At 54.9% G+C, this 13,619-nt stretch carries 13 protein-coding genes; 2 read left to right on the top strand and 11 right to left on the bottom strand.

Going from position 1 to position 13,619, the window contains the following annotated elements; translation table 11 throughout:
• The first annotated feature begins 128 nt into the window (after window positions 1–128).
• Window positions 129–344 carry a hypothetical protein gene (locus FY156_04710; protein ID UXS00846.1) on the top strand — a complete coding sequence of 72 codons (216 nt, stop codon included), beginning with the start codon at window positions 129–131 and terminating at the stop codon, window positions 342–344.
• 325 nt (window positions 345–669) lie between these two features.
• Here the strand turns inward: FY156_04710 and FY156_04705 are convergent, their stop codons facing one another.
• From FY156_04705 to FY156_04670, 8 genes are all read right to left on the bottom strand, one after another.
• A complete protein-coding gene (locus FY156_04705; GenBank protein UXS00845.1) occupies window positions 670–936 on the bottom strand; it encodes a hypothetical protein in 267 nt (88 codons plus the stop codon).
• Window positions 936–1,931 carry a glycoside hydrolase family 19 protein gene (locus tag FY156_04700; GenBank protein UXS00844.1) on the bottom strand — a complete coding sequence of 332 codons (996 nt, stop codon included), beginning with the start codon at window positions 1,929–1,931 and terminating at the stop codon, window positions 936–938. The genes FY156_04705 and FY156_04700 overlap by 1 nt, the downstream gene beginning before the upstream one ends.
• A gap of 456 nt (window positions 1,932–2,387) precedes the next feature.
• The gene (locus FY156_04695; protein UXS00843.1) at window positions 2,388–2,798 is read right to left on the bottom strand and encodes a hypothetical protein; all 411 of its coding nucleotides are present in this window, start codon (window positions 2,796–2,798) and stop codon (window positions 2,388–2,390) included.
• Complete coding sequence (locus FY156_04690; protein UXS00842.1) at window positions 2,785–4,617, bottom strand: hypothetical protein; 1,833 nt, start codon at window positions 4,615–4,617, stop codon at window positions 2,785–2,787. The genes FY156_04695 and FY156_04690 overlap by 14 nt, the downstream gene beginning before the upstream one ends.
• Window positions 4,589–7,519 carry a phage tail protein gene (locus FY156_04685; GenBank protein UXS00841.1) on the bottom strand — a complete coding sequence of 977 codons (2,931 nt, stop codon included), beginning with the start codon at window positions 7,517–7,519 and terminating at the stop codon, window positions 4,589–4,591. The genes FY156_04690 and FY156_04685 overlap by 29 nt, the downstream gene beginning before the upstream one ends.
• A gap of 44 nt (window positions 7,520–7,563) precedes the next feature.
• Window positions 7,564–7,992, bottom strand: coding sequence for a GNAT family N-acetyltransferase (locus FY156_04680; GenBank protein UXS00840.1), 429 nt, complete (start codon window positions 7,990–7,992; stop codon window positions 7,564–7,566).
• A complete protein-coding gene (locus FY156_04675) occupies window positions 7,992–8,657 on the bottom strand; it encodes a hypothetical protein (GenBank protein UXS00839.1) in 666 nt (221 codons plus the stop codon). The genes FY156_04680 and FY156_04675 overlap by 1 nt, the downstream gene beginning before the upstream one ends.
• A gap of 9 nt (window positions 8,658–8,666) precedes the next feature.
• The gene (locus tag FY156_04670) at window positions 8,667–9,311 is read right to left on the bottom strand and encodes a hypothetical protein (GenBank protein ID UXS00838.1); all 645 of its coding nucleotides are present in this window, start codon (window positions 9,309–9,311) and stop codon (window positions 8,667–8,669) included.
• Between the two features lie 77 nt (window positions 9,312–9,388).
• Between FY156_04670 and FY156_04665 the strand changes: the two genes are divergently transcribed.
• A complete protein-coding gene (locus FY156_04665) occupies window positions 9,389–10,018 on the top strand; it encodes a hypothetical protein (protein ID UXS00837.1) in 630 nt (209 codons plus the stop codon).
• A gap of 17 nt (window positions 10,019–10,035) precedes the next feature.
• Here FY156_04665 and FY156_04660 read toward each other — a convergent pair whose 3' ends face one another.
• The 3 genes from FY156_04660 to FY156_04650 form a co-directional block, all read right to left on the bottom strand.
• Entirely contained in the window at window positions 10,036–12,288 is a 2,253-nt protein-coding gene (locus FY156_04660) for a tape measure protein (protein UXS00836.1), read from the bottom strand.
• 494 nt (window positions 12,289–12,782) lie between these two features.
• Window positions 12,783–13,163 (bottom strand): gene transfer agent family protein, encoded by a 381-nt coding sequence (locus FY156_04655; GenBank protein ID UXS00835.1) that lies wholly within the window; start codon window positions 13,161–13,163, stop codon window positions 12,783–12,785.
• On the bottom strand, window positions 13,163–13,612 hold the full coding sequence (locus FY156_04650; protein ID UXS00834.1) for a hypothetical protein: 450 nt from the start codon (window positions 13,610–13,612) through the stop codon (window positions 13,163–13,165). The genes FY156_04655 and FY156_04650 overlap by 1 nt, the downstream gene beginning before the upstream one ends.
• Window positions 13,613–13,619: the final 7 nt, after the last annotated feature.

Genomic DNA, 13,619 nt, shown 5'->3' with positions numbered 1-13,619 from the left:
TTTCCAACTATCTTTCGGGGTAAGCCTCCGGCACCAAACGCCGGTTACGCTCCTACATGTCGTGAAGCGATGCAGAAGAGCGAAGAGTACTGGCGTAAGGTGAAAGCGGTGATGGAGACCCGATCGCGATGACATCTCAACTGAAACGACAGAAGCAGGCCGAAGGCCAGTTGGCCGCTGCGCTCCGCAACTTCAATGACGCGATCCGCGACATCCATAAGAGTGGCCTCGATGTCGACATCAGCGTTTTGACGATGTCGACGCAACGCGGCCCGATGGTTCAAGTGGATCTGAGGACTTTCCCTCTGGATGGCGCTCCGCCCGTGCTTCGGGTTGTGGAATAGACTCATTCTCGGTTGCGCTCGGTTGCTTGACTCCAAGCGCCGCATTTTTGTTGAATGCAGGCGTTTCAGGGGACGAGCGCTGTATTTAGCTCAAAGCATCATAATGTTTCGATATTGACCGATCTTTTATCAAGCACGCCGTCTCGGGAAACCGAGCGGCTTTTGATTTTACTGCGATCAGCCCACTTCTCCTTATTTCCGGCAGGCAACATCAAGGCTGCACTGGCGATTGTTCGAATAGATGGCCGGACCCGCCGTTTCATCCTGTGAGGCTAATCGTGCCGCGTCCGCATCGGAAAACCGGATGGCCTGGTATCCGGAACCGCTAGTCGCAGGCGCTGTCTGGCAGCCTGCTATCCCGCATGAACACAAGGCAACGATGGCGAACCGATAGATCCTTGAAGGCCGCATTGTTCTTCTCCAGTTTGGTGATCCGATCGAGAGCTTCTTTCGCGGCCTCGACCTCCATTTCCGCGCGCGCCTCGCTGCGGCCTTCGCTCTTGCCAAGATGGAATGAACCGATACCAAGAAGCGCTGCGCCGGCGAGAGCGCCAGCGCCGATTTTCAGCCAGTCGGGAATGACAGCCCACATCAGGAAAGCTCCCGCACTTGAGCATTGACCGCCTTGGCGTCGACGCTCTTCCGCCAGTTCAGGAATGCGCCGGCGAGACCGAGTGCAAGCAGGATGATGGCGAGGTTCTGCCAGGGAATACTGCCAAGCGCAGCAAGAGCCGAGGTGATCGTGCCGCCGGTAAAGGCTGGAACAAGAACCTCCTTCGATTTCCACCAAGGGGCATCGAGGCTGGGGGGCGTGACTGGAACAGGCTTTTCTTCGGTGACCGGAGCTGCCTTCACGAGGGAAACCCGTGCCTTCGGAGCGAGATCCACCAATGCCAAATGGATAGCAGAGCGTGTCTGGGGACCATCCAGTCCGTCGAGTTTGCCCTTGTAGTGACCGGCCTTTCGCGACGCCACCTGAAATTTGAGAATATCACCGACGCCGTAGCCGAGCACCACAAGCCCAAGACGGGTGTAGTATTCGAGGCGTTCTGAATAACCGTTTAGACCGCCGTTGATCTTTCGGGTGATCATCTCGGCATCATTGCGATCGGCATAAACGTTCAGACTTCTTCCGTCGGGATTGCCTTCATCCCAGTACCAGACTGCAGAAAGCCCTTCCCACGGATCCGTGTTGATCCGATCCGGATTGTCGACGAAGTTTGGCGGGTTCAGATCCTTACGCTTGCACCATTCATAGAACTTGCGGATGTTGTATCCGCCAGTCACTTGAATAGGCCCGCGCCCACGGTTCTTGTAACCATCGCCATCTTTCTCCGGCGTGTTGCCGAGATCCGCGCGAGTATCGTATCGCTCCTGCGCTGGTGTCGGCCCCCAGATCTCGCGATCATACCGGAAGGAGCCGCTTTCGTGCAGCAGCTGCCCGACGAACGGAACTGCGCGATGTGGCAGATCGAGGCCGAAGTCCTGCCCGTACTTCTGTAGGGCAATCATCACCGAGTTGAGGTTGGTTTCATTCACGCGCGTTTTCGCAGCCGCGCGCACTTGCGCGGCAGTAACAGCCGTCATGAGGCTTCTCCTGCAATTAGATTATTTTTGGGAATTGCCAAGCTTAGGCAGCTTGGACGACCATGTAGCGGTGCATGTATTCGTGGACATCGGGCATGCGCACCGGACCCGGCATCCCGAAAGGGGTGTCGGGTTCATTTCGGAATGCCGCGCTGAGTTGGTCCTTATCGCGTGGCTCGGGGGCCTGGCGCTTACGAGGGGCGTCCGGCTCCCTCTCATGGAACAATTTTACAGCCAGTGAATTGAATAGCTGTCTTGGATTTCTCCAAATGCCAAGACAACGGGGTCTGCTTCGTCACACGCATTCCCCTCAAGAGAGGCCCGGATTGGTAGCACGACCGGGCCTCTTTTTTGTGAACCAAATTCGCGACGAGAAGTTAGGAGGCCGCTGTGTTGGAGTATGCACGGCACTGAGGCCCGCGCAGAAAGCCCCGCAGCGGTGCGGGCCTCTTTCATTCAAACAGAAGGCGCGAGAATCTGCGCCGCCCGTTCGGCTCCGAAGAGCGTTGTGGCTACCTGCTGTAGAAGTGGCCACAGCTCGTGATCACTACGGAAGGTGCTGGCGCTCTCAAAGATTTTACGGACGCGAAATGTCTGCTCCTCCATAGCAGCACCCACCTGATCGGCTTCGACATTTGTCATACGAGACCACAAATCGACGTTGTTCACGATCACGACCGATTCCGGCTCCTCCGTAGGCATGAAGGGCGGGATAACGTTTCCTAATGCTTCCCATTCCGCGATCATCTGACGATGGCGATTTTCGGGAGAGTTTGCTGGCACAATGTACTCTACTCCATCCATCTCGATGGAGATCGATTTGCCGTCGAGAGAATAACCAATGACGTTCATTTCAAAGCTCCGCATCGAAATGGCCTACCCACCCGTCAACATATCCGGACTGACCTGTTACGTTTATTTGGAAAAAAGCGTGTGAAGCCGTTATACCACCCGCTGCATTTGCAATAGCTGCTTGAGATGACACACCCGCACTAGCGACAGTAAGGGACGGCGTTGCCCTCATTTGCACCGGAAACCTGTAGTAATTGAGTGTGTTTCCTATCCCGCCACCCTGCAAACCCTGCAGAATGGCGCAGAAGAATCTTTGACACAAAGACAACTGCACTTGCAGCGGCAGGTATTCAAACGGATCATTCTCGACTGTGGCGTCACCCTCAACTATGGACACGTGCGCGAGATCGAACGTTCCCGACTGGTGACCCAGTGACCCAGTTCTTGCGTTGAACGAAGTTCCCGCGTCGAACCAAAAGTGAATAGCAAGGTTGTCATTGCTATTAGAGCCTATGGTCTTTCCAGAGATTGGAGGTATGTCAACAGTGTAGCTGTATTTCTGAAATCCAGACACACCAAGAGTTGACGACAGAGTCACCGTGTTTACTGCAATCCCCGTTATTGATTCCGAAGGACTTCCACCACTGCCAAAGTCTTGGACGACCTCAACAGCCATTAACCTGTCAGCGCCGCTCGTCCTCGCCCAAAACGTAATAGTAGCCTTCTTCCCCGCCAGGGTTCGAACGCTCTCAATCTTGTGAATCGCTCTCGCCTGATTTGCAGCGCCAGTGACGGAACTGACAACTGTTCGGCAGTAGTAATCATCGTCAAAAGGCAGCGCGCCAGGGCCAAAATCCTGCCTAGACACCGTCTTCGTCGTTCCCACGTGGATATGCTGCCACCTATCCGCTGATCCATAACCTGACGTATTCTGGCCTGTGGCCCTTTGCCAAATGCGGAAATTGCCGTTTACCACTTTGTTCCGAAAGCCAATAAGCGGACCCGTTGCGATGGCGGCAGCTTTTCTAACCTCGTTTACGACCGCCTTTCTTCCTTGCTTCCCGGTAGCGTCAAGAAACGCGACGAGGTCACCGTTCGCCACGCCGCCAGCCGGACCAGAGAAATCACCCGTACCAGAACCATCCGCACCCTTTGGCAACGCGAAATCTAGGCGGATAACACCGGGAGACACCGGCACAAATGTAACCTCCGCCTCCGATCCTGGAGGAAGAGTTGTGGTGTCGCCAATGGTGATATTGGTATACGGCCCAGCGTCACCAATCGGCCCCGAGATATAAAACGGCACGCTCCAGTCACCCGACGCCGCGGACTTTTTGGAAAAGAACGCAGAGCGTCCATCACCTATGTCAGCGACAAGAATACGGAAGCCTTCGGCCTCCCCGTCATAAGGCGCTCGATCAGCAAGCGTCGGCACCTCTTCGTCAAACCGCACGCCCTGCAGAAGGTCTTCGAGATCAATGACGGTCGCCGAGTTCGGGCCGGTAAACAACAGAAGCTTGTTCGAACCAGGTGAAACACCAGCTGTCGCCGCAAGTGCTGGATTGTTCAGACGCTGGATGTATGTCGCCAGCGCCTGCGCATTGGCGACGGTTTGCTGTCCATAAGCCGTATCGCGCACGATCGCATAGGAATACGTACCGGTCGGGCCTGTCCATTTCAGCGCTGCGGTAATTTCCGTATCGCTGTCGACGGCAGCAATAGGCAAGGGATTGCCGCCGTCGAACTCGACGTAGATCGTGCCACCGATGATCAAGCCGACCTGCCACGCAGTGTCGTTTCCGGCGACGGCTTCGCTACCCGACACCAAGTCGATGGTGCCAGCCGTGTAAGGTGCTGTCATGATTTTACCTTTTGAGAACGGACGCGTAGACATCGAGATTCAAGAACGATGTCCATGACGAACACACTGTCTGAATTCTATACGTCGTCGATGACCTGGCCGATGGCGGTTGATGTGGAGCCGCCCAAGAAATCGGAGCGTTCCACACACCTGCCTGACTTTTCGTCACAGTTCTCAACGTCGCATTATCGGAGAGGCTAATGATATTGAGCGTGGCGGTCCGGGTGGAACCATCTACGTTCGTGCGAGCCAGCCCTTGGACTTCGACCTTCACCTTCGGAGATCCAAGACCGTGAGGAACTACGATGTCGTAATTGGCTGTAACTGGGTCGCCGCCCTCAGGGGTATTTCCGAAAGAATACGACTGCGCATACGTCACCGCTCCCGGATCAATGTTGCTCGTTCCAACCATCAGGTTGTTGATCTGCGCCTGGTCGATCAACGCATTGATGATCTTGACCACGCCGCCTTCTACGGCAAACACTGAGTACGCCGCATTTCCATCAGAGATCGAAAACTGATCGACCTTGACCGCCATGCGAGACCGTTGGAAGCCCGCAAAGGTGTAAAGCTCAAGGAAGAAGCCTGTGTCCTTGTACGCCTGACCGATACCGCCCCGCAGCAGAACAGAGAAGCGAGCATCGACGCCGGTTGGAGCTGCTACCGCCTGAAACTTCACCAACCCTTCGGCAAAGCGTTCACCCAGCTCGGCATTCACGCCAAGCACTGATTCCGCCAACGCCTCGTCAGCACTGACACGAGCGGTTTCTTCAGTGATGATCTTGGCGTTCACGTCATCGACAGAAGCCGAGACAAGCCCGACACGCTGCGCAAGCGCTTCGGTTTCAGTTACGCGCACGCGCCTCTCATCGACGATCTCAGCACGAGCCGAACCAAGTTCAGAGCGGATCTCCTCACGGTCGATCTGACCAACAGCACCAGCGAGAGAAAAGGCAGCAACACCTTCCTCATAACGCCGCCAGATATCGTCCATCTCCTTTTGGAGATCTTCGAAACGCTGGCGCACTGCCGTGCCGATCGTCGTCAGGTCGACAACGACATCGATATCCTTCGGACCGAGGCGCACGTTAGGTGTGGTGACTGTCAGGTACCCGGACCACAAGACCGGCCTGTCCCCACCAGGAATGTATCTCCCGCGAACGATATAGCTTTCCTGAGGCAAGAGGCTCTGCGAGATAATCATCGAGCCGACCTGCGGCTGATCGGTGCGCCCCTCAGTGACCTTATCAAAGGTCGCCAGAAGGCGAATTTCATACTCGATACCGATGACGTCATCGAGACGGCCATCGCTGTTGTCCCATGTGAGGCGGATTGCAGGCCTGCGCGGCTCTCCGGCTGTATCCACGATGATCCACGGCTCAGCGTACCACTCGACGATCGCTTGCGGAGAAGGCCGGATAACCCCAAGCTGACCATCAACAGGAGGCTGGAAATCGGCGCCTGTATTCCAGTCATAGTCGGACGGATCAACTTCTGTGATGTCGATCATGACATCGAGGTTGGCACGGTCCGCGACGCCGTCGATCCGCATCAACTTATTGACATAGCCGTTGCGTTCGGACGTCCACGCAAAGATCGTACCGGGCGTTGCATAGGCCCAGAACTTCGGCGGCAACACGATGGTGTGCCTGCGAAAACGTCTCGCCTCCTCCAAGGCAGATCGCATCAGACGCTGTACTTGCTCCGCATAAGGAACGAAGTTCAGATCGACATCAGCCATGAGGCGACGATTTCCGTCGAGCGCCTCAAGATCCGCCCGATAGAGTGGCGGCGCTGTCTTAACGACCCACCCGTCATCCGGAGATGGATAATTTGCCGACACACCATTGATGGTGTCGGAGAGACCAAGGAAAGGAGTGAACTCCTCTTCCTCGGTCGACAGGATATCATCATCAGTGAACGCAATCGACGGATTGTCGGGCGCCCCACAATGGAGATAGTAGACGCCACCCACTTCCGAGATCTTGCCTTGGCACGCTGTCAGCAGCGCCTCGATTGCAGATGACAGTGGCGCCTCAACCTGGATCTCGCCGCCGCTCCGATAGGTATTCACCCAACCAGTTGCTTCGAGAACACCAGCACGGCACTTCTCTACCTGAGCAATCCACCAGGTCAGCGGCAAGCGAGCAGACGACAAATTCTGCAGGCCATAGACCCACTGGTTGTTGAAGGTAATGCCGCGCAGCAGATTGTAGATCTGAACGGCAGGAAGGAAATCACCGTCGCCGCCCCACGTCGCAGGATCTGCCCAGCGCTGAGCGCCGGCGCCACCAACTGAGCTGTCACGCGACGGGTCGTAGAGACGCATACCATCCAGAACAAATTTGAACGATGGAACACCGGAAAACATGTTTTTGGACACGCGAGCGGTGACGATCGCATAGGCAACGCCCCGCCCGATCCGGTCAGGGTTCCACCATCTGTTGCCGTTCGACACCGACGTGTAGAGGAAACTGTCAGCCGTAGTCTGCGTGCCATCGTAGAATTTGACCCACAGGCTTTCCGAATATTCGTTGACCACCTGGCCGCGCTCGGAAGCAGCGCCAAGCGTAACGCGCTCGCCATTAACCCAGACCTCGACGAGGCCACGGATTGGCATATCCGAAAGAGCGATAACCTGCGTCAGATAGGCGTTCGGCGTGTCGCCGTCCTGCCCCCATGTGTTGACGAACACAAGAGATCCAGCCGTCGCAGTCCGACCCAAAATGAACGACCGCGAAATATCGCCACCGCCCTGCAGGGTGCCGTTGATCGAGAACGTCGGATCTTTGCTTTTACCTGCCAGGGATTGAGCAAGGAGGCTCATCCCCAAGCCCACGGCGGTTTTCAGGAGGAAAGATCCGACAACACCTAAACCGCCGATGAAGCTCGCCACTGCTCCCGCCACGATGTTGGCGATCGTAAAAATAGCCATCGATTTTCCTTGGGATGCGCTGCGTTGTCCGCGCGCGTAAGTCGCTAGAGCGACTTCATGAAATGAGTTTCGACCGCGCTATAGCCGCGACGCTCGTACAGGCTGGAAACGTCATTGGTTGCCAAAGACGCCATACCCACAGACACACACCCTACGGACCTCGCCCACTCTTCGTAGGCATCCAGCATCCGAATTGCGCCGCGCCCGCGTGCTTCAGGCATCACAAACCAGACCGTTTCCTTTGCAATGCGCCCCGCACCAAAGGGATGTTCAAACGCGCATGCCATAAGAACGCCCTGTACTGGCCTATCCACAACGAGAACGCATGCCTTGTCAGACGCAAGATGCTGCTGGAAAAGCATATCGGCGTACGCAGCCTGAAATGGATAAGTGAATTTTGCCGCCGAATGACTTTCACGCAGTAGTGCGACTACGCGATCGCGGTCGCTTGCTTCGGCAAACCGGATGTCCATCAAAATATCCCAAGAAATTTCTTGCGCTTAGGTTGTGTGGCGACCTTGCCCTTTTCCGACCCCCAAAAGAATTCCCACTCAGACGAGGTATCGGCGTCCGTGTAGAAAGCGTCTCCGGCCTGTCGGAGGATCTGTGTTGCGTGGCTGCGTGTCGCTGGATTGGAGCGTGTCATTTCCTGCGTGTGGCTTGCGCAAATCATCGTCACGCTGCCCTCATCATTCTCGCTTGGGGTAATGATGTTCAGCTTATCGACAAAACCAACAAACCTGCACTCCGCTGGCGCAACCATCGCTCGGCTGTCCGGATCAAACAGGCCACGATAAATCTCGACGCGAGCTTGTTTGCAATCGTACAGACGAACAAGCGTCTGAACATGTTCGCTGACTTGCGACATGCGGATGGTAACGTTTTGCGACGATAGATTGGAAACCAGCGGAATGTCATCTATGGCGACAAGAGTACCTGACCCGTACCAGTCGCGTGTCACGGGCAATCCCGTATCCGGATGGATCACAGCAGCCGAAACGTTGCCAACATCAGACCACATGCCATCCGTCACCTGAACACCCGTCGCACGATTGCGGACGACGAACCAAAGGAAGTCACGCGCCACCAGTTGCCGAGCTTCAAGCGCAGCAAGGTTTTCTGCAGAGATGTTTCGCATGATACCCCTTTAACGGGCTTCGATAGCCTGAAATGAGACCGTTCCACGACCGGTGGAGAGATCCGACGTTGTCGACACGGAACCGGGAACCAGGGCCATGATGCACGCAGGCTTGACGAGTGTTGCCGATCGCGGAGCAACGACACCAGGCCAAAGATGAGGCCTGACTTCGAATTGTTGAGTCTCTCCGTCCGCGTCTGCGGTCATAGGCTCCATAATCATATGGAGATCCTTCTCGCCGATCTGGATGCAGTCGCCGACCGAGACGACAAAACCCGCTGGCAGACCCGATAGCGAGATTGCTTTTCGGCTGGCCGCTATCGTCTCAAGCTGAGCCACGCCGTCGAAAGCACCTCCCGTAGGCCAATCCCCGTTCGGATAAGCAATCGGGAAACAACGCGATTTCGGGAAGGCACGAAACGTTTTCAGGCCGTTTTCAAGGCTCGTCAGTTGCGCACGCCAGTAATCCAGCAAATTCGGCTTGAGGTTTTTCGATTGCGCCGTCAACTGCCATAGTGGCGATCCGAGATCCTTGACGACGGTCTGTCCGCCGACGGTCCTCGATTGCTCCTGTCGCCAAAGCAGATTGAACTCTGTTGTCCAACCAGGAAACTCGTGGAGAAACGCGAGTGGCAATGGGTACGTGATCGCCATTGTGGATTCCCTGTACTCCCAATCGACAATGCAACCACGAAGTGCTTCTATGCACAATGGGTCTGACTGGGGAAATCATGAGTAAGATAAACATCTCTTCTGCGTTGCTTTGCGTGTTTTTGGCGTCGTGCCAATACAAAGCTGAACCGCTCACGGTAGCTACGTACAACGTTTATTCTTCGTACGAGGGTAAGCTTCCGGGAAAATACTTGCTTTTCGTGGACGGATCTAAACTCGATAAATCCATCAAACCTTCTGACTACAACTGCGCAGCGCATACGTTTCCACTGGCTCTATCAACCAGTTTCTCTGGATCGGTCCGCCAGACGTTTGCCAATCTTGTCGCAGAACTTGAAGTAGTCCAGGCACCAGTAGCCCGTGAAGAACTGAAGGCGAGAAATGCGCGAGGAATGATCATAGTGAAGGGCGAAGATGTAAACGCACGCCTTCGCGTCGTCCCTGGCTTCTGGGTCGCAGGCATGGAAACAGAAGTTGAAATCGCAGCCTCGATCACTGTCGATGGGCAGTCCGGAAGACTTCTCGGAACCACCGTCTCGGGGGACGGAAATGGTCAGTCCGATGCTGGCTTAGCTTGCGAGGGTGGTGCAAAATCGCTCACACAATCCGCCGAACAAGCGATGAAAGAAACCTTAGGCAGATTGGGAGAGGCGCTTACAAACTCCGATCGAGTGAGAAACGGCAAGTGACGGTAGGGCAGAATGCCCTACCTCAGTTTTATGTTGCTGTTCGGCGCTTCTCGTACAGTACTTAGGATTGTCGCTTTCAAATCCCGCTGCGTACGCTTAAGGCTAGCATCAATTCTCGCCACAGCTTCCGCATCTGCCCCGCGCGCATCGATTGTCGGGGCAAAGCTGATCTGAGTTGCCGCATTGGTGACCGGTTTTTTTGGTGGCAGCGTTGGTATCGAAGGAACCGGGACGCCAACAGAACCACCCTTCGAGTAACCCTTCAGGCTTCGCCTCATCGCCTCAAGAGAGGCGGGACCTCCGGCCGCTTTCACTGAAGCCTTATCGAAAACGTACTCGCCTTTATGTACAACTCCAGCAGGCTGGTACTTTCCGCCATCGCCTGTGTAGCCGCCGCTTGAGAAGCCAAGACCCTTGAACAGGTTTGTTAACCATCCTCCACCACTGGTAGCCTTCGTGCCTCCGAAAAGAGAATCAAAAGCGCTATTCAACGCCAAATCGGCGAATTTGCTGGCGAGGTTCGAAAGCGCATCACTAAGACTGCTTGTGCCCCTCAAGACGTCAACGAAACCGGATCGTGCGGTGTCGTAGAAATCTTGAGCAGAGCTCTCAGCCCTATATTGCGCCTCCTCTAGATCCCTCAATACGTTCGCCTGCTTGGCGTATTCGGCAGAAAGAGCGCTGATCTTTGCGATATGCTCAGGTGTTAGCTGAGCATTCTGCCAGTCTGCATCTCCCTTTTTCCGCGCCTCCTCTCGAACATCACGCAAAGCTTGCTGCTCAAGATCGAGCGCCATTCTGCGCTTTTCTTGCTCAAAGTAGGTCTGTCCGATAATTTGCTGCTCCTGAACTAGGGCAGCGGTCCTATCTCGTATGGCCTGCACATCTTCGGAAAACCGGTCCTCGGCAGTCTTGTTGGGAGCCTTCGAGCTCGATGTCTTAGATCCGGGCGGAGGCTTGAAGTCTGCGATCGAGACGGGCTCCACAGCCCTACGACGCGCGCCGCCACGAATTCTTGAGCCCCCCATTTGACCATTCGTCTGTGACGCCTCTGGAATGGGTTCGATACCGTTCTCACCTAACCTATATCCAGGAACCGTATCCTGCATATTTGCTGCTTGAGCCCTCAGCTTCGCTAGACTTCCAGTCACCTCAGCAATTCTTGCCAACGCTTCGGTGTTGTCAAAACCCAGATCCGTATTGACCGCAATTCGCTCCTGAAGGGTTCTGAGCTCTTTTTCCAATGAAGCGATATCGGCTTCCGCCTTTGTCTTGTCGACGTTTATCGCACGACCCTCGGCATCAGTAGTGCCGGTCATCTGGTTTAGCGTTTCAAAAACCTTCAGATTGGCCAGGTAATCTTCAAATTCCTTATTCAGTTCCTGTATCTTGGCAATCAAGCCACTCACATCGAATCTTGCCGCAGCTTCTGCAACGGAATTGATGCCGCCAGCAAACCGCTCGCTAGCTCCAGTAGACTTGTTGAACTCTCCCACAATCTTGATCAGCGAGTTTTGCAGGTTGGTCATCGACTGAGATATGGTGAAATCCGATTTTTCAGCCTGAGACTGAAGCGTCACCGACCCCGCTTCAAAGGCCCTGAAGAACGCCTCTGATGATACCTTTCCATCGACGACAAGCGTCTTTAGCTGAGAAACAGATCCATTCGCTTCCTTGAGGCCGGCCGCGACTGCCCGAGCGATAGTTGGCGTGCCTTCAAGGATTGAATTGAATTCTTCGGCCATTACACGACCACTACCTAACGCCTGCCCAAGCTGCAGCAGAGATCCTGAGGCAGTCTGGGCATCGGTACCGGCTACACGGAGTGCAACAGCAACATTGTTCGTGAAAGCAAGCAGCTCGTCAGTGGAGACCCCGAGTTCCTTTTGAGCAAGAGAGGCCCTACCAAAAAGAGTTGCCAAGCTCTCAATAGGCGCACCATTTGCCGTCGCTGACGCAAAGAGTTTGTCAAAAACCCGTGAGAGCTCCTGTCCAGTAACCCCCACCACTTTCAGGGAGTTATCGATACGGGTCGCCGCATCTGACAGCTCAGTCAGATTGCGGACCGCACTACTGAAAACAAAGGCTGCCGCGATTTTTGCGCCGGTACGAGCAAGAGATGCCGCTATAGCTATGCTCGAAGACGTCGCCTGCTTTTGGATTGCGTTGAAGCGACGGGTTGTCTGACCCTGCGCACGACTCAACGCGTTTTCATATTTCTTGATGTCAGCAGAGAGCTGCACGACAAGACGCTCAAGGTCCGTTGCCATCTAAGATCACATCCTGATAATTTGATCACCGAGAGCTAACGGAGCAATCGATGCATCAGAGCAAGAAATACCTAGCGCTACTGACGACGTGTGCTTTCGCTGCTCTGACTGCCACCTCGGACGTTAGCGCCGAGACATACAGACTTATTCATGCGATCGGTAATTCCGAAAAAGAGCTTGGCCGAGATCTGACAAAATCAGAATGCGAACGACGGAAGTCAGAGGCAAAAAAGATTGGCGAAGCGCTCGGGACGTACAACGAAAAACGCGGTCATGGATCAATCACTTGCCTACCAGAATCTATCTTCCGGTGACCTAAAGATTGATCCAATCCCATAACTCATCAATCTCAAGAGTTGTGAGTGAACCATCGTCGACCGTGTTAGCCTCGACGTATCCATCGACAGCAGCAGCAAACTGCCAAATCGACATCTCATTTACTTGCTGAGGCGTGAAGCCAATGACTGTCGCAACCCCGTAAAGTGCAGCAAATCTCAGCTTTCCGTTTGGGAGTTCATCAAGCTGTCTTCGGTTTGATTTACTGCGTCGGGCTCCCCCACGCTTTCGTCCGGAGCCCCCATTAACGCTGCCGCCAGAACGGCAATTGCCTGATTTAGGTTCGCTGTGGGAGGCCTACTCTCAACCTCTGTCCTGACGAGGCGAAGAGCTGCGACGCTTTCCATCCCACCACCTATTAGCCCTAGACGGATCACGTTGGAGATATCTTCCACGCGCCACTGGTTGTCATAGAGGCGCTGCAACACGACAAACGGCCCAGCATCGCACTTTTCCTGAAGTTCGATCAGCTGCCCCCAGGCTAGACGAAACGAATATGTCCCGTCTGCCCAATCAACATCAATCCGAGCGTCCCGCATTACGGGCCTGCCGGCGTGACGACGCGCACCATTTCGCCATCGCTCTGCATGGAAACATTGTTCGTCGCGCGCTGCCCATTGTTAGCGCCAACCTCCATGCTCTCGATATGCATCTTACCCGTCCAGGTAATTGTCTTAGCAGGAAACTCCCACTCGACCTTCACTGGAATGCTGTCGATGCTTTCAAAGCCCTCAAGCCATGTATCGACACTTTCGGCGGCGAGAACGCCCTCGCCGGAGATTCCCATTGAAAGGGATACGGCGTCACGACCAACCCAATCCACCTTATCAGGGTCAGCGCAATCTGGGATGCTGACTTCCTCCAACCCTTTATTGAGCGTGATGGATCGCTGCGTGAAGCCGCAGGGATTGGAATAAACGATTGGAGTTGCATCGTCGCCGAGGAGCACACGAATTTTGCCCCCCTTAATGGTGGTTGCCTGAGCCATTAGAGGC

Origin of the sequence: Agrobacterium tumefaciens (assembly GCA_025559845.1) — a bacterium.
In the GTDB taxonomy this organism is placed as follows: Bacteria; Pseudomonadota; Alphaproteobacteria; order Rhizobiales; family Rhizobiaceae; genus Agrobacterium.
The sequence above is the reverse complement of the archived record's forward strand: the minus strand, read 5'-3'. Positions and strand labels throughout refer to the sequence as shown.